This window comes from Rhodococcus sp. WB9 (assembly GCF_007558985.1).
Taxonomy (GTDB): domain Bacteria; phylum Actinomycetota; class Actinomycetes; order Mycobacteriales; family Mycobacteriaceae; genus Rhodococcus_F; species Rhodococcus_F opacus.
In genome coordinates this window covers 6975447-7000234 of sequence record NZ_CP041769.1, presented here as the reverse complement: position 1 = coordinate 7000234, position 24788 = coordinate 6975447, and the positions used below count along the sequence as shown (strand labels likewise).

25 protein-coding genes and 2 pseudogenes are annotated in these 24788 nt (G+C 64.6%); 16 read left to right on the top strand and 11 right to left on the bottom strand.

Annotation, left to right across the window (positions count from 1 at the left end):
- Positions 1–282 precede the first annotated feature (282 nt).
- The 4 genes from fabG to FND50_RS32620 all read left to right on the top strand — a co-directional run bounded on the left by fabG (position 283) and on the right by FND50_RS32620 (position 4128).
- Positions 283–1026, top strand: a complete 744-nt coding sequence (fabG, locus tag FND50_RS32635) for a 3-oxoacyl-ACP reductase FabG (RefSeq protein ID WP_144288494.1) — start codon at positions 283–285, stop codon at positions 1024–1026.
- A 64-nt stretch (positions 1027–1090) separates the two neighbouring features.
- Positions 1091–2287, top strand: coding sequence for an acetyl-CoA C-acetyltransferase (locus FND50_RS32630; protein WP_144289222.1), 1197 nt, complete (start codon positions 1091–1093; stop codon positions 2285–2287).
- Positions 2288–2333: 46 nt separating this feature from the next.
- On the top strand, positions 2334–2735 hold the full coding sequence (locus FND50_RS32625) for a VOC family protein (RefSeq protein ID WP_144288493.1): 402 nt from the start codon (positions 2334–2336) through the stop codon (positions 2733–2735).
- Positions 2736–2949: 214 nt separating this feature from the next.
- The gene (locus FND50_RS32620; protein WP_144288492.1) at positions 2950–4128 is read left to right on the top strand and encodes a low temperature requirement protein A; all 1179 of its coding nucleotides are present in this window, start codon (positions 2950–2952) and stop codon (positions 4126–4128) included.
- A gap of 76 nt (positions 4129–4204) precedes the next feature.
- Here the strand turns inward: FND50_RS32620 and FND50_RS32615 are convergent, their stop codons facing one another.
- From FND50_RS32615 to FND50_RS32595, 5 genes are all read right to left on the bottom strand, one after another.
- Positions 4205–5353, bottom strand: a complete 1149-nt coding sequence (locus FND50_RS32615; protein ID WP_144288491.1) for a CaiB/BaiF CoA-transferase family protein — start codon at positions 5351–5353, stop codon at positions 4205–4207.
- An 18-nt stretch (positions 5354–5371) separates the two neighbouring features.
- The gene (locus FND50_RS32610; RefSeq protein WP_144288490.1) at positions 5372–6595 is read right to left on the bottom strand and encodes a CaiB/BaiF CoA-transferase family protein; all 1224 of its coding nucleotides are present in this window, start codon (positions 6593–6595) and stop codon (positions 5372–5374) included.
- Positions 6596–6983: 388 nt separating this feature from the next.
- Positions 6984–7502, bottom strand: a complete 519-nt coding sequence (locus FND50_RS32605; protein WP_144288489.1) for a MaoC/PaaZ C-terminal domain-containing protein — start codon at positions 7500–7502, stop codon at positions 6984–6986.
- A 39-nt stretch (positions 7503–7541) separates the two neighbouring features.
- A complete protein-coding gene (locus FND50_RS32600) occupies positions 7542–8696 on the bottom strand; it encodes an acyl-CoA dehydrogenase family protein (RefSeq protein WP_144288488.1) in 1155 nt (384 codons plus the stop codon).
- 151 nt (positions 8697–8847) lie between these two features.
- Entirely contained in the window at positions 8848–10002 is a 1155-nt protein-coding gene (locus tag FND50_RS32595) for a CaiB/BaiF CoA-transferase family protein (RefSeq protein ID WP_144289221.1), read from the bottom strand.
- 179 nt (positions 10003–10181) lie between these two features.
- On the opposite strand from FND50_RS32595, the gene FND50_RS36380 reads away from it, so the two are divergent.
- On the top strand, positions 10182–10349 hold the full coding sequence (locus tag FND50_RS36380) for a hypothetical protein (protein ID WP_186301179.1): 168 nt from the start codon (positions 10182–10184) through the stop codon (positions 10347–10349).
- Between the two features lie 54 nt (positions 10350–10403).
- Positions 10404–11525, top strand: coding sequence for an NDMA-dependent alcohol dehydrogenase (locus FND50_RS32590; RefSeq protein WP_144288487.1), 1122 nt, complete (start codon positions 10404–10406; stop codon positions 11523–11525).
- Positions 11526–11630: 105 nt separating this feature from the next.
- On the opposite strand, the gene FND50_RS32585 is transcribed toward FND50_RS32590, so the two are convergent.
- Entirely contained in the window at positions 11631–12644 is a 1014-nt protein-coding gene (locus FND50_RS32585; protein WP_144288486.1) for a zinc-binding dehydrogenase, read from the bottom strand.
- A gap of 5 nt (positions 12645–12649) precedes the next feature.
- Entirely contained in the window at positions 12650–14491 is a 1842-nt protein-coding gene (locus tag FND50_RS32580; RefSeq protein ID WP_222105592.1) for an aldehyde dehydrogenase, read from the bottom strand.
- A gap of 84 nt (positions 14492–14575) precedes the next feature.
- Between FND50_RS32580 and FND50_RS32575 the strand changes: the two genes are divergently transcribed.
- Entirely contained in the window at positions 14576–15295 is a 720-nt protein-coding gene (locus tag FND50_RS32575; protein WP_222105591.1) for an acyl-CoA thioesterase domain-containing protein, read from the top strand.
- Between the two features lie 13 nt (positions 15296–15308).
- On the opposite strand, the gene FND50_RS32570 is transcribed toward FND50_RS32575, so the two are convergent.
- Both FND50_RS32570 and FND50_RS32565 read right to left on the bottom strand, forming a co-directional pair.
- Complete coding sequence (locus FND50_RS32570) at positions 15309–15995, bottom strand: IclR family transcriptional regulator (RefSeq protein WP_260850784.1); 687 nt, start codon at positions 15993–15995, stop codon at positions 15309–15311.
- Positions 15996–16130: 135 nt separating this feature from the next.
- On the bottom strand, positions 16131–17489 hold the full coding sequence (locus FND50_RS32565; protein WP_144288482.1) for an MFS transporter: 1359 nt from the start codon (positions 17487–17489) through the stop codon (positions 16131–16133).
- Positions 17490–17695: 206 nt separating this feature from the next.
- On the opposite strand from FND50_RS32565, the gene FND50_RS32560 reads away from it, so the two are divergent.
- From FND50_RS32560 to FND50_RS37320, 3 genes and pseudogenes are all read left to right on the top strand, one after another.
- Positions 17696–18637 carry a LysR family transcriptional regulator gene (locus tag FND50_RS32560; RefSeq protein ID WP_144288481.1) on the top strand — a complete coding sequence of 314 codons (942 nt, stop codon included), beginning with the start codon at positions 17696–17698 and terminating at the stop codon, positions 18635–18637.
- A gap of 81 nt (positions 18638–18718) precedes the next feature.
- Positions 18719–18853 (top strand): annotated as a pseudogene (locus tag FND50_RS37940) (LysR family transcriptional regulator); the annotation flags it as partial.
- Positions 18854–18892: 39 nt separating this feature from the next.
- A complete protein-coding gene (locus FND50_RS37320) occupies positions 18893–19063 on the top strand; it encodes a hypothetical protein (RefSeq protein ID WP_260850783.1) in 171 nt (56 codons plus the stop codon).
- Positions 19064–19438: 375 nt separating this feature from the next.
- Here the strand turns inward: FND50_RS37320 and FND50_RS32550 are convergent, their stop codons facing one another.
- Complete coding sequence (locus FND50_RS32550) at positions 19439–19990, bottom strand: LysR family transcriptional regulator substrate-binding protein (RefSeq protein WP_144288479.1); 552 nt, start codon at positions 19988–19990, stop codon at positions 19439–19441.
- An 11-nt stretch (positions 19991–20001) separates the two neighbouring features.
- Between FND50_RS32550 and FND50_RS32545 the strand changes: the two genes are divergently transcribed.
- From FND50_RS32545 to FND50_RS36375, 4 genes and pseudogenes are all read left to right on the top strand, one after another.
- Positions 20002–20451 (top strand): nuclear transport factor 2 family protein, encoded by a 450-nt coding sequence (locus FND50_RS32545; protein WP_144288478.1) that lies wholly within the window; start codon positions 20002–20004, stop codon positions 20449–20451.
- 78 nt (positions 20452–20529) lie between these two features.
- Positions 20530–20919, top strand: coding sequence for an MBL fold metallo-hydrolase (locus FND50_RS37935; protein ID WP_144288477.1), 390 nt, complete (start codon positions 20530–20532; stop codon positions 20917–20919).
- Positions 20916–21071, top strand: a pseudogene (locus tag FND50_RS37930) (MBL fold metallo-hydrolase); the annotation flags it as partial. The gene FND50_RS37935 and the pseudogene FND50_RS37930, both read left to right, overlap by 4 nt.
- Positions 21072–21223: 152 nt before the next feature.
- Complete coding sequence (locus FND50_RS36375; RefSeq protein WP_186301361.1) at positions 21224–21403, top strand: hypothetical protein; 180 nt, start codon at positions 21224–21226, stop codon at positions 21401–21403.
- Positions 21404–21496: 93 nt separating this feature from the next.
- Here FND50_RS36375 and FND50_RS32530 read toward each other — a convergent pair whose 3' ends face one another.
- Complete coding sequence (locus tag FND50_RS32530; protein ID WP_144288476.1) at positions 21497–21751, bottom strand: hypothetical protein; 255 nt, start codon at positions 21749–21751, stop codon at positions 21497–21499.
- A gap of 312 nt (positions 21752–22063) precedes the next feature.
- On the opposite strand from FND50_RS32530, the gene FND50_RS32525 reads away from it, so the two are divergent.
- Both FND50_RS32525 and FND50_RS32520 read left to right on the top strand, forming a co-directional pair.
- Positions 22064–23887 (top strand): amino acid permease, encoded by a 1824-nt coding sequence (locus tag FND50_RS32525; RefSeq protein WP_144288475.1) that lies wholly within the window; start codon positions 22064–22066, stop codon positions 23885–23887.
- Positions 23884–24774 carry a universal stress protein gene (locus tag FND50_RS32520; RefSeq protein WP_007301793.1) on the top strand — a complete coding sequence of 297 codons (891 nt, stop codon included), beginning with the start codon at positions 23884–23886 and terminating at the stop codon, positions 24772–24774. Before FND50_RS32525 ends, FND50_RS32520 begins: the two co-directional genes overlap by 4 nt.
- Positions 24775–24788 lie beyond the last annotated feature (14 nt).

Below are 24788 nucleotides of genomic sequence, written 5' to 3'. Positions count from 1 at the left end.
GTTCGACGCATAGGCTACGGGCAACCGTCGGTTAGCCGCAGCATCTTTGACATGGGCCGGATAATCCTCGGATAATCGTGGCGCCCGATTATTATCGGGCACATATCCGTAAGACTGAAAACCTTTTAGTTTGCCGCGGCAGGAGCAATTAACACTGAGGACCGGATAGGTCGATCCTCTGTGTCGGTGAGGGCAGTGCTGACATCCAGAAACAGATCATCAGCTGCGGGGATGTTGCGGACCTGGAACTGACGAGCACACATACCGAGGAAGGAAGAATTCATGACACTTCTCGAGGGACGGGTCGCCGTCGTCACGGGCGCGGCCCAGGGCATCGGTTTCGAGATGGCCCGGAAGTTCGCGAGTGAGGGCGCGTCGGTCGTTCTCGGCGACATGCACGCCGAGAACGTCAAGGCCGCCGCCGGAAAGCTGGAGGCCGACGGATTCCAGGCGGTCGCGGTCGCGTGCGACGTGACCGAGCCGGACCAGATGGAGAACCTGGGCAAGACGGCGCTCGACACGTTCGGCGCCATGGACGTGTGGGTCAACAACGCCGGCATCACCCGCGACGCGACGCTGCGCAAGATGTCCCTCGCCGATTTCCGCTCCGTCATCGACGTGCACCTGCAGGGCGCGTGGCTGGGCACCCAGATCGCCTCCATCGCGATGCGCGAGGCCGGCAAGGGCTCGATCGTGAACATCTCGTCGATCTCGGGCAAGGTCGGCATGGTCGGGCAGACCAACTACAGCGCCGCGAAGGCCGGCATGGTGGGCCTGACCAAGGCGGCCGCGAAGGAGGTCGCCCACCTCGGCGTCCGGGTCAACGCGATCCAGCCCGGCGTGGTGAACACCGACATGATCCGTGCCCTGCGCGCCGACATCATCGAGGCGAAGCTCAAGGAGGTCCCGATGGGCCGCGGCGCCGAACCCGAGGAGATCGCGAACGTGGCGCTGTTCCTCGCGTCCGATCTGTCCAGCTACATGACGGGCACCGTCCTCGAAGTCACCGGCGGACGCCACATCTGACAGTGGCCGTAAGTAATTCGAATCTTCTCATTGTGAAGGGACTTCCATGACCGGCACGACCGCCATCCGCAGGGCCGCACTCGTCTCACCGGTGCGCACCCCCGTAGGCCGATTCGGAGGCGCGTTGAAAGACGTCCCCGCTGTCACCCTTGCGACCACCGTAATCAAGGAGGTCGTTGCCCGCTCCGGCGTCGATCCCGACCGTATCGACGAGGTCGTCATCGGGCAGTCCTACGCGAGTTCCGAAGCACCGTGCATCGGACGCTGGGCGGCCGTCGACGCCGGCCTGCCGATCTCCGTCTCGGGAATCCAGACCGATCGCCGCTGCGGCACGGGCCTCCAAGCCCTCGTCACCGCCGCCATGATGGTGCAGACCGGCGCTGCCGACGTGGTGCTGGCCGGTGGCGTCGAGTCGATGAGCAACATCGAGCACTACACGACCGGCGCGCGATGGGGCACTCGCGCAGGCGGTCTGCACCTCTACGATCGGCTCGACCGGGGCCGCGAGCGGTCCCAGCCCGAATGGCGGTTCGGGAAGATCAGCGGCATGATCGAAACCGCCGAAAACGTCGCAAGTCGATCCGGCATCACCCGTGAGGAGTCCGACATCCTCGCTGCGAACAGTCACCTGCGGGCCCATGAGGCATGGGAAGCGGGGCTGTTCAAGGACGAAATCGTGGCGATCGAGGTACCGGAACGCAAGGGCACGAGCACCCTTTTCTCCCGGGACGAAGGGATCCGCCCCGACAGCACCGTCGACTCGCTGGGCAAGCTCCGATCCGTCACCTCCGGCGGCGTTGTCACCGCCGGCAATTCGAGCCAGCAGAACGACGCCGCCGCCGCGCTTTTGGTCGTCGCCGAGGACAAACTCGACGACTACGGTCTCGAGCCGATCGGGTTCCTCGAATCCTGGACCGCCGCCGGATGCGACCCCGCGACGATGGGTCTTGGACCGGTCCCGGCCACCCGCAAGCTCTTCGATCGCACCGGGCTCGGTTTCGACGACCTCGACCTTGTTGAGCTCAATGAGGCCTTCGCTTGCCAGGTACTCGGCGTCTTGAAGGAATGGGGTTGGGACGACCGGGAACGACTCAACGTGAACGGATCCGGGATCTCGCTCGGCCACCCGATCGGAGCGACAGGCGTGCGGATGACGACGACCGCCCTGCACGAGTTGCGGCGCCGCGGCGGCGGACGCGCCCTCGTGACGATGTGCATCGGTGGCGGTCAGGGAATGGCTGCGACGATCACCACGACCTAGTGGTGAAACAGCGCACTGTCCTTCGAACGAGAACGGAGAGAGACTGATGCGTGTCGCACATATCGACCATTTCGTCCTGACTGTTGCCGACATTCCCAGCACCGTCGAGTTCTACTCGACGGTGCTGGGAATGTCCGAACACCGGTACGGCGAGGATCGCCGGGCTTTGCTATTCGGTCGCAGCAAGATCAATCTGCATCAGCAGGGGTGCGAGGTGCAGCCGAATGCGCGGCATGCACAACCCGGCAGTGCGGACGTCTGCCTGATCGTCGACGAGTCCATCGAGGAGGTTCTCGGCGAACTTTCCGACAGGGGTGTATCGGTCGAAGTGGGTCCCGTCCAGCGAAACGGCGCGATGGGGCTGATGACCAGTGTGTATATCCGCGATCCGGACGGAAACCTGATTGAGCTGTCGAAGTACGAAACGCAGAGGTCGGACGAGGGTTAGTGCCGGTGCTTGGGCTCGCGGGTCAGCAGGAGACCCTCGACAGCCAACCTTCGGTAGGGCGTGAAGTGACCTGATGTCGTCGCCGGACGCGGCGGTACTCCGTGCTCAGGGAAGATTCACAAGACAAGACTGCTGCGGTGGGGTGCGGGCCCTCGCCGCATACGATGCAGTAAAACACCCGACACGTGCGGACGGCCACTTCGGGAGGACCACGATGAGTGCATCGGGCAAGCGATCGCTGCAGCGAGACCTGGGCGACCAACATGTCAGTCCCCTCGAGCTGTTCTTCGACCTGGTCTACGTTTTCGCGATCGGGCAGCTCTCGCACCACCTCCTCGACTACCTGACCTGGACTGGGCTGGTGGAGACTGTGGTCCTGTACCTGGCCGTATTTCTGGTGTGGGCGTACACCTCCTGGGCAGGCACGCTCACCGACCCGGAACAGTCGCCGGTCCGGATGATGCTGCTGGTGATCATGGTTCTCGGATTGTTCATGAACGTCGCGATCGCGGAAGCGTTCGGCGAGGCCGGGTGGTTGTTCGTCGCGGCATACCTGACTATCCAACTCGGCCGCACGATCTGGTTGTTGACCACCGGCCTTGGCGATGTCATGCACCGCCACTTCCAGCGCACCCTGGTGTGGCTGTTGGCTACCGCACCGTTGTGGATCGCCGGTGCGGTGATCGAAAACTCGTGGCGCCTCCTCCTGTGGAGCGGCGCCGCGGTTATCGATCTCGCCGGGCTACTGTCCGCGCACCCATTGCCCGGCAAACGCATCCACTCCGAGCGGGTCGACTTCGCGTCGGAACACCACTTCGAACGGACTCGCCTGTTCTTCATTATCGCGCTGGGTGAAACGGTGCTGACCACGGGCGCCGCTGTCGCCGGTGCACCGATGGGGCCGATGACTCTGTTCACCGGGGCCGTCGCGGTGATCGGAACCATAGCGCTGTGGTGGGCGTATTTCCGTCGGTCCGAGCGCGCCGCCGTGAGCCAGGCAGTCACCAATCGCGACCCGGTCAGGATCGGCCACCATGCCACCAACGCTCTGCTGGTGATGGTCGCGGGCCTGCTCGCGATCGCCGTCGGGGACGAGTTGGTGATCGCACATCCGACGGGCCATACCAACGCGGCCACGAACGCGCTGCTGTTCGGTGGTCCATTTCTCTTCTTTGCCGCGCAATCCTGGTACATGCGGATGGTGATGAACGACGTCCCGGTGTCGCGGCCGATCGCGCTGGTGTCATTGGTCGTGCTCGCTGTCGCAACCCTTCCGGGACCGACTTATGCCGCGGCGTGCGCCGCGGCCGCGGTAGTGCTCGGCGTGGCTTTCGCCGACGGCAGACGCGCCGCGGTGGAGGAGGCGAGTGGGGAGACCGTCCCTGACACGTGAGACGGTCCTCCTTCATCGTCGTGACGTGCGACGCGGGGTCCGGCATCCCCGGCCGACTGCGGTGTCGGAACGGCCGTCAGGGTTTGATCTTCAGCACTTCGGGAAGTTGGTCGTTGTCCGCCCCGATGTCCCGGGCCGCGTGCAAGGGCGGCGGACGGCGGCCGTCGAACGACAGGGGCAGACCGACCGTTCCGATCTCGTCGTCCGACGGCGCGCCGATGATCCCGAGCGCATGGGTGTGCTCGTGGGCGACGACTTCGGCGGTGGTCTGGATGGGTGCCGCCGGAATGCCCGCTGCCTGCAGCAGTTCCTGCCAGTGGGCACGTGATTCCTTCACCAGTTGCTCACCGATCAGCCGGTCGATCTCGGCCCGGTTCTGCAACCGCCCAGCGTTGGTGGCGAACCGATCGTCGGCCGACCACTCCGGATGTCCCAGCGCGGCGCAGAGGCGAGCAAACAGCGGGTCGTTGGCGCAACTCACGATCAGATCGCCGTCGCTGGTCGAGTACGCGCGGTGCGGGACGATGAAAGCGACACCCGACCCGTGGCGACCCCCGGGTTCGCCGTCGGCGTTGTAGTTCGCCACACCGATCGACATCCACGCCATGGCGGTCTCGAGGAGCGACGCGTTGACCGTCGCACCGGCGTGTTTCACCTGACGGCGATGCAGCGCCGACAGGATGCCGATCACCGCCCACATCGCCGACCCGAAGTCGATGATGGACACCCCTGCCCGCACCGGGGGCTGTCCCTCCTCGCCCGTGATGCTCATGATTCCGGAGAATGCCTGCATCAGCGGGTCGTATCCGGGGAGTGCGTTCAGCGGACCCACATGTCCGAACGCGCCGATCTCGCAATAGATCAACTCCGGCTTGGTCACCCGGAGGCTGTCGGCGTCCAGCCCGTACTTCGCGCTGGAACCCGGCCGGAGATTGTGGATGAAGACGTCCGCGCGTTCGGCGATCAGCGTGTGCAGCGCCTTCAGCTGATCTCGATCCTTGATGTCGATGCTGATGCAACGCTTACCGCGATTGAGCGCATGGAACGCGGCGCCGCTGCCCTTCCATGTGCTCGGCCCCCAGCCGCGGGCGGAGTCGCCCGTCGGACGCTCCACCTTCCACACCTCGGCGCCGAGTTCCGCGAGGATCTTCCCACTGAACGGTGCCGAGGCACTGTCGCCCAGCTCGACCACGACAACTCCCGATAACGGCAGATCACGCTGCATCGTCTTCCTCCTTGGTGGTCAGCCGGCCGAATGCGCGGCGCGCACGTCGGGTGTGTACGTGGCGCCGGAATTCAGCAGCTCGTCAATTTCACCGCGATCGAAACCGGCTTCGGTGAGCAACTGCACCGAGTGTTCGCCGAGGCGCGGCGCCGGGTACCGCAGGTCCGGCTGACTCTCGCTCCACTGTTGCGGAATCGCCATCGTCTTCAGCGGGCCTTCCGAGGGGTGGTCCTGGTCGACGAAGAAGCCGACCTCCCTCATGTGTGGATCGTCCAGCAACGATTCCGGGGTGTTCATCTCGATGACCGGAATATCCGCTTCGGTCAGGAGCTTCATCCATTCCGCGGTCGTCTTCGTTTCGAACACCTGCCCTAGGAACTCGTACAGGATGCCGATGTTCTGGGTCCGTCCGTTGATGTCGGCGAAACGCGGGTCCTCGACCATCTCCGGGTGCCCGGAGATTTCGAAGAAGCGCTGCCAATGCTTGTCGACGTAGACGTTCACCCCGAGGTAGCCGCCGTCGAGCGTCCGATACGGGCGGCGGTCCGGGTTCATCATCCGGCCGTACCCCCAATCGCCGATCGGCGGATCGAACGTGTGCCCGTACAGGTGGTCGCCCATGACGAAATGCGCGAACGTCTCGAACATCGGTACCTGGACTTCCTGACCCACACCAGTCTTCTCGCGCCGGAACAGTGCCATCGACACGGCCGTGCTCGCAGCCATACCGACGACGCGGTCTGCAATGGCGGTGGCCACATAGGTCGGCGGACCTGCCTTACGGCTCTGGAGTACCGGCATACCGACCGCTGCCTGGATCAGGTCGTCGTATGCCGGCCGGTCGGCGTAGGGGCCGTTCTGGCCGAACCCGAAACAGCCGCAGTAGATGATCCGCGGATTGATCGCGCGGGCGTCGTCGTAGCTCAACCCCAGCCTGGCCATCGCTTGTGGCCGCAAGCTGTACAGCAGCACGTCGGCGGAACCAATCATCCGCTCGAGTGCGGCGCTGCCGCCGGCGGACTTGAGATCGAGGACGAGGCTGCGCTTGTTGCGGTTGAGGTGCAGGAAGATCGCGCTCATCCCGCGGTTGCGGGACGGGCCGACACCGCGAGTCGTATCGCCGGTGTGTGACTCGATCTTCCAGACATCGGCGCCCATGTCGGCGAGCAGGAGCGACGCGTACGGGCCCATGAAGTTCGATGTCAGGTCCAGGATGCGCACACCCTCCAATGGTCCGGTCATGTCACTGCTCCTACTGGTGGTCCGTCATGTGAATACGGGGAGTTTCTGATCCCCACGTTGTACGAAACGCGTCGTGATCGGCCTTCCGATCGCGGCGGCGTCGGGTTCGCCGTCGATTTGTGCGAACACGGTGTAGCCGTCGGCCAACTGCACGAAGCCGGCCGTGTACGGCACGATCGTGGTCCAGACGGGGCGTCGGTCCACGCATGACCGTGCTGTACGAGTAGATCGTCCCGCTCCCGGTCGATTGTGTCCACGACTATGCCGCGACCTACGGCGACGACAGCACCATCTGGCGGTCGATCTCGCCGAACATCGCCTTCGCCGCGCGGGGGATGATGCACCCCCAGCGCTGGTTCGCGACGGCGACGTCCGCGAGACGACATACTTAGCTCTTCGCGCGCTCGGTAGGCAGCGACGCGCCGACCAGGGCCTCGAGATCCTCGCGCTTGCGCAGCATCAATAGGCTCCATTCGCTCTTCTGGCACACGTCGCCGTTCTGGTTGAGCGCCTTCATCAGCAGCGTGATGACGCCGTATTTGTCGTCCTTGTCCTTCTTCGCGAGGACCTCGGCGGTGACGTAGATGGTGTCGTTGATGTGCACCGGCGTGAGATACCGAAGGTTGTTGATCCCGTAGTTCGCCTGGATCGGCGGACCGAAGGTGATCAGGCCGGTCATGATGGAGTAGGTCAGCGACCCCTGTACCAGGCGCTCACCGAAACGGGTCTGGGCCGCGTAGTGGACGTTCGAGTGGATCTCGATCCAGTTCCCGGTCAGCGCGCAGTAGTTGACCACGTCGGTCTCGGTGATGGTGCGACCACCGCTGCGAAACACCGTGCCGACCTCGATCTCGTCGAGCGGCATGTCGATGCGGTTGTTGATGGTTACGGGATTCGTCGTTGTCATCGCTGCTTCCTTGGGACGTGAAGGGTGATCGGGGGAGACTCAGGCGTTGGTCAGCTTCATCGACTTGGCGATGATCGTGCGCTGGATCTGCGAAGTGCCGCCGCCGATCGTGCACTGGATCGACTCGCGCAGGTAGCGCTCCATGTCGCCCTCGGGCAGGTTGGCGTAGCCGCCCAGAATCTGCATGCCGTCGAGCGCACACTGCTTGAGGGTCTCCGACGCGTACAGCTTGGCCATCGAGGTCTCGCGGGCGGCGGGGGTGCCCTCGGCTTTGATCGCGGCGGCCCGGTAGCAGAGCAGACGAGCAGCGTCGACGCGGGTCTGGTTCTCCGCCAGCATGTGCTTGAGGACCTGGAACTCACGGATCGGCTTGCCGAACTGAGTGCGCTGGTGCGCATACCGGTTGGCGTTGTTGACCGCCTCCTGCGCGTTTCCGGTGTAAGCGGCTGCGACGGCGCAACGCTCCAGTTCGAGGTGGTCGGTGATGACCTTCCAGCCCTGGCCCTCTTCGCCCAGCAGCGCGTCGCCGGGAACCCGGACCTCGTCGAGGAAGATCTCGGTGGTGCCGGTCGCGTGCCGCGACAGGGTCGGCAGCTTGTTGATGACGAGTCCCGGGGTGTCATTCGGGATCAGCAGCACCGACAGGCCCTTGTGCTTGTCGGAGGTGTCGGTGCGAACCAGCATCGCGATGACCGTGTTGTCAGCCGCTGCACCTGAGCACCAGAGCTTGGAGCCCGTAATCACCCAGTCGCCGTTTTCGTCGCGGCGGGCGCGGGTCTTGGTGTTGGCGGCGTCCGAACCGGCGTCGGGCTCGGAGATCGAGACCGAAAAGCGAATGTCACCGTCGATGAACGGCTTGACGTAGCGGTCCTGCTGCTCCTTGGTGCCGAACTTCAGAATGTTCATGGCGGTGAAGGTCGGAACGAGTACCGAGCACGCGAAGTCGAATCCGAACTTGCCGAGTCCCTCTGCCATCAGCGAGTAGTCGAAGATGTCGCCGCCGGAGCCGCCCAACTCCTCGGGGAACAGGATGCCGAGCCAGCCCTGCTTGGCGATCTTCTCGTATGCCTCGTACGGGTACAGGCGATTTTCGTCGCAATGCCGGACGTACTCGACGGTGATTTCGTTGTCCATGAAATCGTTCACGACGTCGAGCCAGGCGGTCTGAGATTCGTTGAGGAAGTTCGAATTCATATTTCTTCTCTCCAGATCGGAAGGAATGGTGCCCGTATTTCGGTTGCACCGCTTGAATAAATGCTAGAACTGCACGGCTGTCGAACCTAGTGATTCTTTTCGAATCAATGATTCGACGAATGTGAATCCTGTTGTGAGGCGCAGCCGAGGGTCAGGTGATTGCGCCCGCTGCGCGGAGCGCGGCGAGTTGTTCGGTGGTGAAACCCCAGTCGCCTAGAACGTCGTCGGTGTGCTGTCCGGGCGCGGCGGGCGGGCACTGGATCGCGCTCGGAGTGCGGCTGAACCGAGGCGCAGGCGCCGGTTGCACTACGCCGTCGACCTCGGTGAACGTGCCGCGCGCAACGAGGTGCTTGTACTGCGGTGCCTCGGTCAACGACAACACCGGCGCCCAGCACGCGTCCTCCCCTTCGGCAACGGCGCACCATTCGTCGCGGGTGCGGGTCCGGAACACTGCGGCGAACCGTTCCTGTATCTCCGGCCAGCGGGTCCGGTCGTGCTGATCGGGCATGTCGGATTCATTCAGTCCCAGAAGGCGAAGAGTGTTGCGCCAGAATCGGGTTTCGTTACAGGCGACACTGAGCCAGCGTCCGTCCGAGGTTTCGTACACGTGGTACCAGGGCGCGCCCGAATCGAGCCGATTGGCTCCGCGTTCGTCGCGCCAGTATCCGGCGGCGTGAAGGCCGTAGAACAGGGTCATCAACGACGCCGACCCGTCCACCATCGCTGCATCGACCACCTGTCCACGGCCGGACAGTCGGCTCTCGAGAAGGGCCGCAACCACTCCCAGCGCCAGATACAGTGAACCGCCGCCGAAGTCGCCTGCAAGGTTGAGCGGTAGCGTCGGTGGTCCATCCTTGGCCCCGATCGCGTGAAGCACGCCGGTCACGGAGATGTAATTGGCGTCGTGACCTGCTGCCTGTGCCAGCGGGCCGTCTTGCCCCCAACCCGTCATCCGCCCGTACACCAGTGCCGGATTCGCGGCGAGACAGTCGCCCGGGCCGATTCCCAGCTTCTCAACCACGCCGGGACGGAAACCCTCCACCAGCACATCGGCCCGACGTACGAGGTCGAGGATCGCAGCAGCGGCCGCCTCGTTCTTCAGATCCATTGCCGCACTGCGGCGTCCGCGATTGAGAAGATTGAATCGCGGATCCACCGGCGCGCCGCCGTCGTAGCCCGGCGGCCGGTCGATCCGGATGATGTCCGCCCCCAGGTCGGACAGGAGCATGCAGGAGAACGGAACGGGCCCGACGCCGCCCAGTTCCACGATCTTGACGCCCTCGAGCGGGCCACGGGATTTCTTCATATTTCGGCTCCAATCGACCACCTCGAGTCTATTGCTCGCCTGTGTCGGTTCCAATTGAAGAAACGTGAAGTGTCGATTCGAACGGATCGAATTCCGTCGATCCATTTCACCAATTCTATGCCGCCATTGACGAATTCGACTGAACAGTGACAGCATTCACGGAGGCAGTATTTCTACCCGTGCTGCGGCGGCTGTCCGCGCACGAAGACAACGGCGCCGTGTCGGCAATGGTCGACACCGTGCGCATTCTGCCGGTTGAGGTCATCGAACGTACGCCGGTGATCACCGGCGCTCACCAGCAGGATCGTCACCAAGAGGAGTGGATGCACTATGAGAACACCGAATGATCGCGTCAGTGCGGGCAGGGCGGTGTCCGATTCCAGCGCGCGGGCGGTGCGCTCATGCTGACCAGGGGCGCTGTCCTGCGGCAGTCGCCGGGCACCTACGAGGTGGTAGAGCTCGCGGTAGATGATCCCCGGCCTGGGGAGATCCGGGTCAAGATGGCCGCCACCGGCCTCTGCCACTCCGACGACCACTTCGCGACCGGTGACCAGCAACCGGGGATCCTCCCGATAGCGGGTGGCCACGAAGGCTCGGGGATCGTCGAGGCAGTGGGACCGGGCACCACAGGCTTTGTCGAGGGCGACCACGTGGTCTTCTCCTTCCTCCCGGTGTGCGGTCGCTGCCGATGGTGCGCCACCGGTCATCAGAACCTGTGCGATCTCGGCCGCTTCCTCGCCACCGGTGCCCGCTTCGACGATCCGGGCTCGTTCAGACTCTCCCTCGACGGTGCGCCGGTCGGACAGCTCGCCGGTCTGGGAACATTCTGCGAATACGTGACCGTCTCGACGGCATCGGCGATCAAGATCGATCCCTCGATCCCGCTGGACGTCGCGTGCCTGACCGGGTGCAGCGTGGGGACCGGCTGGGGTGCGGCGGTCAACTCCGCACAGATCAGGCCCGGACACGTCGTCATCGTGATGGGCATCGGCGGGATCGGGATCAATGCCGTCCAGGGCGCCGCACACGCCGGCGCGGGCGCCGTCATCGCCGTCGACCCGGTCGAGTTCAAACGCGAATCGGCGTTGAAACTCGGGGCCACCCATGCCGTCGCCGACATCGAGGAGGCCACCGAGGTGGCCCGGTCGATGACCAACGGTCAGGGCGCCGACGCCACCATTGTCACCGTCGGCGTCACCAGCGGACATCATGTGGGACAGGGTCTGCAGTCCGTCCGCAAGGCTGGTACGTGTGTGGCGGTCGGGCTCGGTGACGTCGCGGTGAAAGACGGTGACATCAACCTGCACGAGCTCGTCCTGTACCAGAAGCGGCTGCAGGGCTCCCTGTTCGGGGCCAGCTGCCCCACCGCGGACATCCCGGCACAGTTGCAGATGTATCAGCGCGGGCAGCTTCGGCTCGACGAGCTCGTGACCACCCGCTACTCCCTCGACGACATCAACGTCGGCTTCGACGACATGAAGGCCGGACGCAATCTGCGTGGAGTCGTGGTCTTCGATTCCTGAAACCGGCGGGTAGGGGGCGGACGCGCGACGCGCGTCCGCCCCCTACCCGTTCGGGATGGGTCAGGCCACCGTCGAGGGGAATGCGGCGGCCGGTCGATCTGAACGCTAGAACTCGAAGACACCCTTGCCGTCGCTCTGCTGCGCGAACCATTCGTACGCCTCCACACCCTGATCCAGGGACCAGGTATGGGTGTAGATGTCGTCGATGGGGAGATTCCGTGCGGCGATGAACTCGGCGCACCGCAGTTGCTCGATCGTGGACATCGTCCACGACGTCATCAACGTCCATTGCTTCTTGTAGTGAGCTTGCACGTCGAACTCGATATGCCCGGGCAGGCCGAGGAAGCATGCGCGGCCCCAGGGGGCGAGTACTGCGAGAGCATCATCGTTCGCCTTGCCCGAAGTCTCCAGAATCAGCGGTGCGCCGCGACCTTCCGTGAGGTCCGTGATCGTCCCGACGACGTCGGAAGACCGCGAGTTGATGGTCGAGGTCGCGCCGAAACTCTTGGCGCGCTGTAATCGTTTGTCATCGATGTCCACGGCAATGACGGTCGCGCCCAGCGCCGACGCGAGCATCGTGCCCGACAGACCGACGGGGCCTTGGCCGAATACCACTATCGTTTCTCCGGCTACATTGCCGAGTCGTTGCAGGCCACCCCACGCCGTGCCGGTTCCACACCCGATCGCTGCCCCGGCCTTGTAGCTCAACGTGTCCGGAAGCGGTAGAAGAGTGCGAGCAGGCACTTTGAGGAACGGGGCGTGCCCACCGTTCGCGGAGATTCCCATGACCTTCGAGGGTTCGCGCTCGCACATCTGCGGCCAGCCGGAGCGGCAGGCGGGACACGCATCGCAGCCCCAGTAGTGATGAATCATCACTCGATCGCCGACGCGCGCCATCATCGGCGTCACGCCGTCACCGACGGCGTGGACGTCCCCGCACGGTTCGTGGCCCTGGACGATGTCGGTTCCGACAGCTATCGCGCCCCGACGGAACAGGAGGTCGCTTCCGCACATGCCCGAGGCTCGGACCCGGACGACGACCTCGCCGGGCCCCGGTACAGGGTCGTCGAACTCTCTGATGACAGTGGTGTCGTCGCCCGGAAAGGCAATTGCACGCATCGTGATCAATCCTCCGTGTTCTCGAAATAGTTGGGGAACTGCGCGGTGAGGCCGATGACCGTCGTGCGGGTCTCCATATACGGGGCGAGGGCGTCGATGCCGTTCTCCCGCCCCCAGCCACTCGCCTTGAATCCGCCGTACGGAAGCGACCAGCGCACGAACGAGTAGGTGTTGACCCACACCGATCCGGCTTCGATCCGGTTCGAGACCCGATGTGCGCGACCGATGTTGCCCGTCCACAGCCCGGCGGTCAGCCCGTAGGTGGTGTCGTTCGCGATTGCTACAGCTTCGTCTTCGTCGTCGAACGGGATGAGCGCGACAACCGGTCCGAAGATCTCCTCCCGTGCCACCCGCATGTCGTTGGAGACATTGGCGAAAACGGTGGGCTGAACGAAGTATCCGGGTGCCAGTTCGTCGGTGAGGATCCGTTCGCCTCCGGCGATCAGTTCTGCTCCGTCGTTCTGGCCGATCTTCACGTACGACAGGGTTTTGTTCAGTTGTTCCTCGTGCGCCTGCGGTCCCATGCGTGCGGTCTCGTCGGCCGGCATGCCGACACGTACCTGGGCGGCCCGGGTGCGGAAGGTGTCCACAGCGCGGTCATATATCGATCGCTCTACCAGCACCCTCGACCCGAGCGCGCAGCTCTGCCCGCACAACCGCCAAGCCGAGGCGGTGGCCGCATTGAGCGCCTGATCGAAGTCGGCGTCGCCGAAGATGATGTGCGGCGCCTTGCCGCCGAGTTCGAACGTGAATCGCTTGAGGTTGTCGGCGCCGTCGGCCACCATTCGCCGGCCGGTGTCGGTCGAGCCGGTGAACGAGACCTTGCCGACGTCGGGGTGAGCGACCAGGCGCGCACCGGCCGTGCGACCGTAACCGGGGACGACGTTGAGGACACCCGGTGGGAACCCCGCCTTCTCCGCGAGTTGCGCTAGGACGAGTGCGGACACCGGAGTCTGTTCGGCGGGCTTGAGGACGACCGTACAACCTGCAGCGAGGGCGGGCCCGATCTTCGTGCACGTGGTCAGCAACGGCGCGTTCCAGGGCACGATTGCACCCACCACACCGATCGGCACCATAGTGGTGAAGGCGTGCACCGTGTCGTCCATCGGTATCGTGCGGCCTTGGGTCTTGTCGGCGAGCGAGGCGAACCAGTAATACCACTGCACTTGTGCAGCCAGACTCCCGCGGAGGTCGGACTTCAGGGCGCCCGTGTCGTGGGACTCGAGTTCTACCAATTCGGGAATCGCTTCCTCGAAAAGCTGGGCGAACCGTCGCAATAACGCTGCGCGCTCATGACCGGGGGTGCGGCGCCACGGGCCTGCGAACGCCTCGGACGCTGCCGAGACGGCACGGTCGATGTCACCCGCACCCCCCATCGCAACCGCCGCCCACGGCTGTCCCGATGCGGGGTCGATACTCTCGGCCGTGACGCCGTCGATGGGGTCGACCCATTCACCACCGATATAGAGCTTGTCGAACACGCGCAATTCCGTTTGTGGCATACGCAACATGTACGCCGTGAAATGACTTGGCGTCAAACGTGACTGCGGTTTCTCTGGAAGAAATCGCCAGTTCGTAAAATGCGAAATGACGCTTCGCTCCCGGGAAGTGGATGATTCGAAAATACGAAAATTGACGCGGTTTCGCGCCAAGGATAATCTGCGGAAGAGTTCTATGTGTGGAACCGGCCACAGTAGCGGAGTTGCGCCGGCAACGTCGCCAATCGAATCTGGGTGACGACCGATACCTTTTTTCGAAAACGAAGCAGAGGAGAATCGAGGATGACGTCCGCCTTCTTTCGCTTGGCGCCCGGTCGCGATGTCCAGTCCGAGGAATGCTTGCCCCAATCATCCGCCGGAAGTGGCTGGGGCAGCGAACATATGCGCGGCATGGCGGTCAGTGGGGCTCTTGCTCGGGCCGCGGAGAGAACTGTGGAGGCACTCGGGCGTCAGGACCTCCAACCGGTTCGGTGGACGCTCGACCTCTTCCGCACCGCGGGGATGAAACCGTCCGTCGCGTCCGCCACCGTTGTTCGCGAGGGGCGTCGCCTTTGTCTCGTCGACGCGGTGCTGACCCAGAACGGGGAAGCGGTGGCGCGGGCCAGCGCACTGTATCTGAGTCCCACGACGACACCGGACGGGATCGTGTGGGCTCCGGGCAACAACCCGCAGCCGCCACCTGACGACTGGAAGCGGTCGGCGGGCACTGCCGAACGGCTGTACTGCAGCGACGGTGCGGGCTGGACGACGCCCGCGGACGCACCGCAGAACGGTGATCGGAAGCAGATCTGGCAGTGTGCGATCCCTGTGGTCGAGGGTGAGTCGCCGACTGCGTTTCAGATGGCCGCGAGCGTCGCGGATGCCGCGAATGTCGTCAGCAATGTGGGCAGTGCGGGACTGGAGTTCATCAACGCTGATGTGACTCTCGCACTGGCACGGCTGCCGGAGGGGCTCGAACTCGGACTGGCCGGGCTGGATCGTGTCGAGCAGCACGGCATTTCCGTTGGGACAGGGCAGGTGTTCGACCGGCTGGGGGTGGTCGGTTCCGTCACCGTCACCGCGGTCGGAAACGCCCGGCGTGCTGTCGATCTCCGTGGGTTCGGTCAGGGGGAAGGTGCTGCCCTGCCGAAGAATTCGAGCGCCGCGACCTAGATTTCCGGCGGAACTACTGGGCCATCATGCGCTCGGCCACGTGCCGGGCTTCGGTTTTCGTGGCGTCGGCGATCTTCTCGAGTCGGGTATCAATTCGTGTTCGCGGCCCGGCGACCGTGAGGACGGCAACGTGCTTGTCGCCGTGGAAGACCGGGACGGCCACGCCGCCGAGGTCGGGTGTCACCTCTTTGCTCGCGTATCCGATTCCCTCGCGTGCGATGCGGTCGAGTTCCTCGCGTGCCCGTCGGCGCTTCTCGGTCTCCTCGATGTGGATGTCGAGGTAGGTGTCGCGGAACCGCTGATCTGCGTAGGCCAGGAAGCACTTGCCGGCGGTGGACGGGAAGAGTGGGCGGCGAACGTGAAGTGCGGGCGAGAATCGAATCGGCTGTGTCGACTCGATGATGTCGATGTTCACGACGGATTCCCCGATCCGCACGCAGAGCGTCACCGTTTCGTCGAAGAGGCTGTGCAGGGATTCCAGGCTCGCACGGGCCACTCGGTCGACCGGAGGTTGTTGCGTCGCGAGGAGGGTGCCCACCGCGGGGCCGAGGGTGTAAGCGCCGTTCTCGGTGAGGTAGCCGGTGGCGACCAGGCCCTTCACGATGTAGTGCACCGACGACCGGGGGGCGTCCAGCGCTGCGGCGAGCTGGGCGAGTGACAGCCCGTTCGCACTCTGGGAGACGAGCTCGAGGATCGTCATCACACGTGAGACCGTGCGGTGCTCTTTCGCCTCACCAGGAACCGGCGGCACGTGGCTCTCCCTCTCCTCGATCGCGGATCGAATCAGACTACAGGTGATCGGGGCACTGCCACGTCGGGCAGTGCCCCGATAGACTCACTGCGCGGCCGGAGCGCTTTCGGTGGCACCGGTGTGGTTGCTGATGCTGATGGTGCGGTACTGGTCGCCGAGCGCTGCGCCCGCGATGAGCATTGCGCCGACGATGAAGATCAGGGAGACGCCCCACGTGGAATGGGTCGGGGAGAGGCTGACCATGGTCAGTGCCGCGAGCGGAGCGAGGCCACCGGCGAGGGCACCGCTGACTTCCCGCCCGGCGCCGAGGCCCGAGGCACGGACCTCAGGTGGGAACTGCCGGGCGAGGAAGGATCCGGAGGCTGCGAGCAGGGTGGGCTGGACGATGCCGACGGTGAGGATGAGCGCGAGCCAGATGTAGACCGGCCGGTCGGTGTTCAGGAGCCAGAAGAAGGGGAACGCTAGCCCGGCCACACACCCGGCGCCGATCAGCATGATCCGACGTGTCCCGGTGCTGTCGCAGAGCCGTCCGGCGACGGGGATGGTCACGAGCGCAACGGCGCTGGCGAGGCTGATACCGAACGCGCCGACGTTGGCGGCGACGTCACGGAACTCGGAGAGATAAGACAGCGAGAACGTCTTGAAGATGTAACTGATGCCGTTGACGCCGATGGTGGACACGGCGACGACGGTCAGACCACGCCAGTGGTGCTTCAGCAGGTCACGGAACGGCTGCGCCTTCTTGCGGGTCTGAGCCTGGGCGGCGACCTTTTCGAAGTCGGGGGTCTCCGGCAGGTTCCGGCGCATCCAGTAGCCCAGAGCGACGAGGACGAAGCTGGCCAGGAAGGGGATCCGCCAGCCCCAGCTATAGAGGGCGTCGTCGCTCAGACTTGTCACGGCGGCCACTGCCAGGGAGGACGCAAGGAGGCCGACGCTCACTCCCATGGCCGGCCACGCGCCCTGCCGTCCGCGCGACTTCGCGTCGGCGTGCTCGTAGGACATCGCGATGGCGCTGCCGAATTCGGCGCCGGCACCGAGTCCCTGGACGATGCGGAACAGCACCAGCAGCACGGGTGCGGCAATCCCGATCGTTTCGTACGACGGGATCAGGCCGATACAGCCACTGGCCAGGCCCATCAGCAGGAGATTGAACGACAGCACGGCCTTGCGCCCGATCTTGTCGCCGAGAATGCCGAACACGATTCCGCCGAGAGGGCGGGCCAGGAATCCGACCGCGAACGTGGAGAACGCGGCGAGGGTGCTCACCGTGGAGTTCGCGGAGGGGAAGAACAGCGGGCCGAACACCAGCGCCGCCATCGATGCGTAGAGGTAGAAGTCGAACAGTTCGAGCGCGGTGCCGACCACGACGGCGGGGCCGACATTTTTCGGCTTCCGGCGTGGCGGCTCGGGGGAGCGGTGGAGGGATTCCGGGGGCTGTGTCACGGGTCGAGCCTCTTCTCTTGCGTCGGACGAAGACCGTGGCATGTTCATATATATGAACACGTGGTTCGTAACTACGATGGTATGATCTGGAACACTAGGGAGTGAGCTGGGCCACGTCAACCCTGTTCTGAAAGCGGTCTCGTGCGGCCCCGGTCGCACGGACACGGCTCGATTGGCATGGCCGAGTGCATGTTTCGGAGGGCGGTATGGCTTTGTTCAACAGGCTTCATCTGATTCGGCAGGTCGACCTGTTCACGTTGCGGTTGTTCCTGTCCGCGATCGAGGAGCAGCAGATAGGATTGGCCGCGATCAGGGAAAACATCGCCGCATCCACCGCGACGAAGCGGATCCAGGTTCTGGAGGAAATCGCCGGGATCAAGCTCCTCGATCGTGGGCCCAGAGGTGTTGTCCCCAGCCCCGCCGGTGCGGTCCTCGAGCGATACGTTCGCTCGATCTTCGGCAGCCTCGAGGAGATGCGATCGGAGATCGCGTCGTTGACCGAAGGCGTGCAGGGGGACCTGACGATTGTGTCTGCGCGATCGATCATCGTTCCGTTCCTGGCACGTGAGTTGGGGGAGTACAGCCGTGAGTACCCCCTCGTCGACCTGGCCGTGCGCGAGACCGAGAATGCCGAGATCGTTCAGCAGGTCGCGCGTGGTGAAGCGGACCTCGGGGTCTTTGCCGCGGCACACGAACTCGATCTGGACGGTGTGGACGTCACGCCCTACCGGCGAGATCGCCTGGTCGCCGTGGTGCCGCTGGGGCACCGGCTCACCGAGCAGACGGCGGTGACATTCCAGGATCTGTTGCCCGAAAAGCTGGTTGCGGCACGCGCGATGGTTCCGGCGTTTCGGGCCGCTGCGAATCGACTGGGAGAGCAATTCGATTCCAGGCACTCCGTGCGGAGCGGAGAGGTCGCGATGAGTCTCGTCCAGGCGGGCATGGGCGTCACCGTGCAGCCGGAATGCCTAATCAGTCACGAGACGATGAGCCGCGTCGCGGTGATGGAATTCGCCGAGCCATGGGCGGCGCGCAGGATCCACCTCGCCACCGCTCGCGGGCGGGGTCCGAGCCCGGCGGCGCGCGCACTGGTCAAGCAGCTGCTCGACCGCCCGCTCGACGAGTCCGACGACGTGAATTCGTCCTGAGCGAACCGGGGGTTTCCCGAGCCTGCGCGACTGTCATGACGTGGACCGGGTGATCCGACTGATCGGTACTATGCTCCAACCATGCAGTGGCAGGTCGACCTTTTCAGCCTGAGGCTCTTTCTTTCGGCCGTCGAAGAACGTCAAATAGGGCTCGCGGCAGCGCGGGAGCATATCGCCCCGTCGACAGCGACGAAGCGAATTCAGGCTCTCGAAGCCATGTTCGGCCTCCCCCTCCTGCACCGGGCACGAACAGGCGTGGCGCCAACCGAGGCGGGTGCGGTCCTGGTCCGGTACGCGCAGAAAATGCTCGCCGACTTCAACGATCTGCACGCGGAACCGACCACCCTCACCGCGCAGGTGGAGGATCGGCTGGTGGTCGCCGCGGCGCACTCGGTGATCATCGATCTCCTGGCGCCAGCACCATGACGTAACTCCTGCCAATTTTTGGATTGAAGGCGAATGCTCTATCCGCCGCGCGGCCTGGCAGCCCGGCAAGGCGACCGACCACCCCGTCCGAGAGACGATGAGACGGTGCAACGATCACTCATCGCCACGTTCTGCCACCCGCCGACGATGAAAAAGTGCCCGGAATTCGCTTGCCGCACTGTGATTCACCTTCAGCCGTCGGAGACTTTCGCATGGCGATCAGGTTCAACTCACAAACCCGATCCGTTGTGACTTACTCCTCCACAACTATCGAACGGCTGATCACGACAGTCAGTTGGCAATTCGGCAAGGTCACTTCGAGGGCGTCGAAGTGTGCAGCTCAGAGCATGGCTCCCCGACCGCTGCGGCGGAAATCTACTCTGCGGAGGTCTGCGGCACCTGTCTGATCAAGCACCCGAGGAAGGCGGCGACCGTCGGGGCACCGAACACCCGAGTCGTCGTGGCAACGTTGTAGCGTCGCACCGCCCAACTCTCGTCGAGCGGCCGCACCAGCATCTCGGAGTCTGCTGCCTGGGTAGCCATTCGCTGCGGGACGACCGTGGCTCCCAGGCTGGCCAGGACCATGCCGAGTGCCACCTCACGCGTGCGCACCACATGTCGGAAATCGCGGGCTTCTGCCCCGTGAGCCTGGAAGTTCACCACCGTCGTGTGTGTTGCGATCAGCCGTTCGGTGGCAAGTTCGCCGAATCTCACGGAACATCTATTTGCGAGAAGGTGTTCTGGTGGCAGTACGGCTACGAGGGGCTCGCTGCCGAGGAGTTCCATCTCGGCGGCGACGCACTTCGGTTCGCCGACGCTGGCGAACACACCGATATCGCAGTCCCCCGCTTCGATCTGGCGAATCACTTCGCTGTTGCCCACCTCGCGCAGCGACAGCTCGACGAACGGACGCTCGCTGATGAACATTCGGACACGACATGACAGAACAAGCAGGTACCCCGCAGGAGAAAATCCAGTGGGTGATCGACATCGAAGAAATCAAGATGTTGATGTCGAAGTACTGCCACGGCATCGACAAGCAGGACGAAGAGACGTTCATGAGCATCTGGTCCGACGACGCGGACTATGTACTACCCCGAGGTGAGGGCCACGGGATCGAGGGAATCCGCGCACTGGTGCACAAGGTATGGGATCAGGCGCCCAAATGCCACCACCACATCACCAATCCCGTAATCGACATCGACGGTGACACCGCGACCGCGAAGACCGACGTCTTCTACTTCCGGCTCACCGACGACGGCGTCAACCAACTGCTGTCGGGTGGCTATGCGCTGGAATTCGTCCGGCGTGACGGCGAATGGCGGACGCGCCGGATGGAAATCAGCCCGTTCGCCTCCGCCAGCCCGATCTTCGCCACGAACGCATAGGTCGCCGCGACGCCTAGCGAGGACCGACCGGGTTCCCCGGCCCCTACCCGTGGACGGGCCGGTTGCGGTCAATCCTACGTGCTCGAGGGTGCCGACAGCCTGCTCGTCATCGATCCCGGCTGGGTCGGCCCGGAAACCGAGCAGGCCATGAGCGCCGCGCTACGGCAACTCGGCCACCGACTCGACGACATCACCGTCTGCCTGGCAACACACCACCACGGAGATCACTACTCGCAGGCATTCGCGTGGCGGACGACGCCGGGCTGCGCACTGTTCGCTGGCCGAGAAGAGCGCCGCAGTATCGACAGTTTCCTCACCGATGTGGGACGGTTTCCAATCATCCGCCGTTGCTCACACGGTGCGGGGCAACGAGACTCGCTGAGCGTATCGCACGAAATGGGGAAGCCAGGGAAGGGGCCGATATCGCCCACGGCCGACCGGACGGCTGGCTCGACCACGGTGACGTGATTCCACTACGCGACGGGGCGCTCGAGGTGATTGCCACCCCGGGACACACCCGAGGGCACGTCGTCTTCCGACACACCGACACCCGAATTCTGTTCTCGGGTGACCATATTCTGCCGCGCCTCACGCCGTCGATCGGTTTCGAGTGGGCACCCGAACCGTATCCGTTGCGTTCCTATCTCCGCTCCCTCGAACTCGTTCGAGGTCTCCCGACACCGCACTGCTGCCTTCTCACGGCCCCGTCACCGCCAGCACCCGCGATCGAGTCGACGAGATTCTCCACCACCACCGTGAGCGGCTCGACGAAGTGTGTGAGCACATCGCTGCCGGCGCGACCACGGCCTACCACGTGGCGAAAGCGATGCGATGGACTCACCGAAGGCGGCAACTCGACGAATTGCCACCCGAGCATCGGCTGTCCGCCGTCATGGAGATCGGCGCCCACCTCGACGTACTCACCCTGCACGGCAGGCGGAAACCACACTGACGGCACCAAGACGCGCCATTAGGCCCTCGCCCGCTGATCGACTGCGCGGCAAATCGGTCTGAGTTGGTCAAGCCCGCGCACACCCGACTCAGCTCAACGAAGCCATTTCCACGGCTTGTCCCAGTGGCCGGGGGGCGGCACGAACGGAAGCTGTCCCAACTGGCCAGGCGGTGGGATGAACGGCAGCTGCCCCAGCTGTCCGGGCGGTGGAACCACGTCGGGTACCGAGATACCGGGAATCGGCGGTGGCCATGGATCAGCAGTTGCCGTGCCAGTGCCGAGTCCAAGTGCGCCGAAGCCCAGCGCACCGGCGATCACGGCTGCCGCCACGGTCTTCTTCGAATTCATCGTGAACTCCTTTGCGGCCGCTCTACCTCGTGCTGTGGAGTAGGCGCGCCGGTTGCACCCTTCTATTGTGCGCACTTCTGGGGGCGCTGTCGCCTGCCCGGGGCGGAAGTTCCGGCGCACTCACGCGCAGCGCGCTCCGGATCCAGCTGCCCGATCCCGCTCGCCGGACGGACACTGCGGCTTACGATTGAGATTCAAGCCCCTGCGGCTTTCCCTCTGGTCGCGTGCCCAGCCGAGTACATCCCACGGAATCCGACAGCCGGTCTCGCCAACAGAGCGAGTAGCCGGTGCGTCGAGTATCGGAGGGACGTCATGAGTGCAACACCCACTTTGAAGAAGGCGCTGAGTCAGCGGCAGCTGACGATGATTGCGATCGGCGGGGTGATCGGCGCGGGCCTGTTCGTCGGCTCGGGTGTCGTCATCGGCGACACCGGTCCGGGCGCCTTCATCACCTATGCTCTCGCCGGGGTCCTGATCATCATGGTCATGCGGATGCTGGCGGAGATGGCGGTGGCCAATCCGTCCACCGGGTCGTTCGCCGATTATGCCCGCGCCGCGTTGGGCAACTGGGCCGGCTTCTCCGTCGGCTGGTTGTACTGGTATTTCTGGGTGATCGTCGTCGGGTTCGAGGCGATCGCCGGCGCGACGATCATCCAGTACTGGATCGACATCCCGTTGTGGTTGTCGGCGTTGGTTCTGATGATCCTGATGACGGCGACGAATCTGTTCTCGGTGTCGTCGTTCGGCGAGTTCGAATTCTGGTTCGCCGGGATCAAGGTGGCCGCGATCGTGGTGTTCATCGGGCTGGGCTCGCTGTTCGTTCTCGGGGTGTGGCCGAACAAATCGCTCGACTTCTCCAACCTGTGGAGCCATGACGGGTTCCTGCCGTTCGGCGCCATGGCCATCACCGTCGGCGTGGTCACGGTGATCTTCTCCATGGTCGGCGCCGAAATCGCGACGATCGCCGCCGCGGAGTCGGCGGACCCGGAGCGGGCGGTGACCAAGGCCGCGAACTCGGTGATCGTGCGGATCGCCGTGTTCTTCGTCGGCTCCACGTTCCTGCTGGCGACGATCCTGCCGTGGAACGACGAGGATGCGGCCGCCTCCCCCTTCGTCGCCGCGTTCACCGAAATGGGGATCCCGTACGCCGACCACATCATGAACGCCGTGGTGTTGACGGCCGTGTTGAGCTGCCTCAACTCGGGTATGTACACCGCCTCCCGCATGTTGTTCGTGCTCGCGGCGCGCCGGGAGGCGCCCGCACAGCTGGTCAGGGTGACCCGTCGAGGGGTGCCTGCCACCGCGATACTCGCGTCCTCGGTCGTCGGCTTCTTGTGTGTCATCGCCGCCGCAGTGTCACCGGACACCGTCTTCGCCTTCCTGCTGAATTCCAGCGGTGCGGTCATCCTGTTCGTCTACCTGCTCATCGCCGTCTCCCAGATCGTGCTGCGGTACCGCACCCCGGACTCGGAGCTACGGGTGAAGATGTGGCTGTTCCCGGTGGTGTCGATCATCACCGCCGCCGCGATTGTGGCGATCCTGGTGCAGATGTATCTGCAGGAGGATGTGCGATCGCAACTGGTGCTGAGCCTGCTGTCGTGGGCCGTCGTCATCGTGTTGTTCCTCGCCAACAAGTGGTTCGTGGGTCGGCGCCCCGTCGTGGAAGGGGTCACGGCGACGACACGGCCACACCGTGTGCTGGTGCTGGCGAACCAGACCGTCCAGTCCAAGGAAATGCTCGACGAGCTCCGGCGTATCGACGCCGATCGGGATGCCACCTACTTCGTGGTCGTGCCGGCCAGCCCGATCGAGACCGGAACCGCCGCCACCCACGGTCCACTCGACGTCGCGGAAGCGACCCGAGAGGTCGCACAACGGCGGCTGGACGACACGCTGGCGACACTCCGCGCGGAGAACCTCCAAGCCGATGGCGAGTTGGGCGACTACCGGCCGCTGCGGGCACTGGCCGCCGCCGTCGACTCGTTCCGTCCGGATCAGATCGTCATCTCGACACTGCCACCGGAAGAATCGATATGGCACCGCTTCGACGTCGTGGACCGTGCGCGCGCCGAGCACGATGTGCCGGTGACGCACGTCATCGCCGCCCCGGTCGCCGCAGAGGGATCGCCTCGATGACCATCATCGCCGGCTTCAGCTCGAGCCGTCAGGGCACCGCGCCCCTCAACCTGGCAGTGCAGATATCACGCTGGACCGGCGACAAGGTAGTGGCCGCGGCGATCGTGGAACGGCCGTGGCCGGCGAAAGACGACCCCATCGAACGCGAATACCTGGGCTATGTCACCGAGCAGGCTTCGCACGCACTGGACAGGGTGGTCGGCCAGCTGCCCGGGGGCCTGGACATTCCCCGCATCGTCCACCAATCCGATTCCATTCCAACAGGTTTGATCGAACTCGTCACCGCCCACGACGCGCGTCTCGTCGTTGTCGGGTCGTCGTCGTCCGGGTTGCTGGGCAGGGTGACGCTGGGCAGCGTCACCGAACGGCTGGTCCACACCGCGTCAGTGCCCGTCGCGATCGCTCCGCGCGGCTACCCGCCGGTGCCCGAGTCCATCCGCCGGATCACCGTCGCGTACGGCGGCGAGGCCGACGTCAACGGTCTCGTTGCCGCCACCGCCGAACTGGCCAGACAGTGGCCGGTGCAGTTGCGGATCGTGTCGTTCACGGTGCGGCCGATGACGATGTTCGGCGGTGCGATCGAGCGATCGACGGAGGACCTCGTCGTCCAACAGTGGGCACGCCGGACGCGCGACGATATCGTCAAACAGCTCAACGCAGTTCGCGCCCGAATCCCGGTTCCCGACGTGGACGTCGTGGTCGGCAGCGGCCACGACTGGCGCGAAGCGGTGGAGGCCGTCTCCTGGGAAGCCGGCGACATGCTGGCGCTGGGTTCGGGCGCGGCCGGACCCGCGGCCCACGTATTCCTCGGCTCGGCCGCCTCGAAGATTCTGCGTCACGCTCCGGTGCCCGTGCTGATCGTTCCCAGAAACACGGTGACGGCCTAGGCGTCGGTCGTGCT

Coding starts and splice junctions, on each gene's coding strand:
- FND50_RS32585 (WP_144288486.1), bottom strand. CDS start 12,644: ATGCGTGCAATTGCCTTTCCGGGCGACGACACCACTGTCATCAGAGAG.
- FND50_RS32625 (WP_144288493.1), top strand. CDS start 2,334: ATGCGTGTCGCACATATCGACCATTTCGTCCTGACTGTTGCCGACATT.
- FND50_RS32525 (WP_144288475.1), top strand. CDS start 22,064: ATGAGTGCAACACCCACTTTGAAGAAGGCGCTGAGTCAGCGGCAGCTG.
- FND50_RS32615 (WP_144288491.1), bottom strand. CDS start 5,353: ATGCAGCGTGATCTGCCGTTATCGGGAGTTGTCGTGGTCGAGCTGGGC.
- FND50_RS32620 (WP_144288492.1), top strand. CDS start 2,950: ATGAGTGCATCGGGCAAGCGATCGCTGCAGCGAGACCTGGGCGACCAA.
- FND50_RS32605 (WP_144288489.1), bottom strand. CDS start 7,502: ATGACAACGACGAATCCCGTAACCATCAACAACCGCATCGACATGCCG.
- FND50_RS32560 (WP_144288481.1), top strand. CDS start 17,696: ATGGCTTTGTTCAACAGGCTTCATCTGATTCGGCAGGTCGACCTGTTC.
- FND50_RS32610 (WP_144288490.1), bottom strand. CDS start 6,595: ATGACCGGACCATTGGAGGGTGTGCGCATCCTGGACCTGACATCGAAC.
- FND50_RS32590 (WP_144288487.1), top strand. CDS start 10,404: ATGCTGACCAGGGGCGCTGTCCTGCGGCAGTCGCCGGGCACCTACGAG.
- FND50_RS32595 (WP_144289221.1), bottom strand. CDS start 10,002: ATGAAGAAATCCCGTGGCCCGCTCGAGGGCGTCAAGATCGTGGAACTG.
- FND50_RS32600 (WP_144288488.1), bottom strand. CDS start 8,696: ATGAATTCGAACTTCCTCAACGAATCTCAGACCGCCTGGCTCGACGTC.
- FND50_RS32550 (WP_144288479.1), bottom strand. CDS start 19,990: ATGTTCATCAGCGAGCGTCCGTTCGTCGAGCTGTCGCTGCGCGAGGTG.
- FND50_RS32570 (WP_260850784.1), bottom strand. CDS start 15,995: ATGACGATCCTCGAGCTCGTCTCCCAGAGTGCGAACGGGCTGTCACTC.
- FND50_RS32545 (WP_144288478.1), top strand. CDS start 20,002: ATGACAGAACAAGCAGGTACCCCGCAGGAGAAAATCCAGTGGGTGATC.
- FND50_RS32520 (WP_007301793.1), top strand. CDS start 23,884: ATGACCATCATCGCCGGCTTCAGCTCGAGCCGTCAGGGCACCGCGCCC.
- fabG (WP_144288494.1), top strand. CDS start 283: ATGACACTTCTCGAGGGACGGGTCGCCGTCGTCACGGGCGCGGCCCAG.
- FND50_RS32530 (WP_144288476.1), bottom strand. CDS start 21,751: ATGAATTCGAAGAAGACCGTGGCGGCAGCCGTGATCGCCGGTGCGCTG.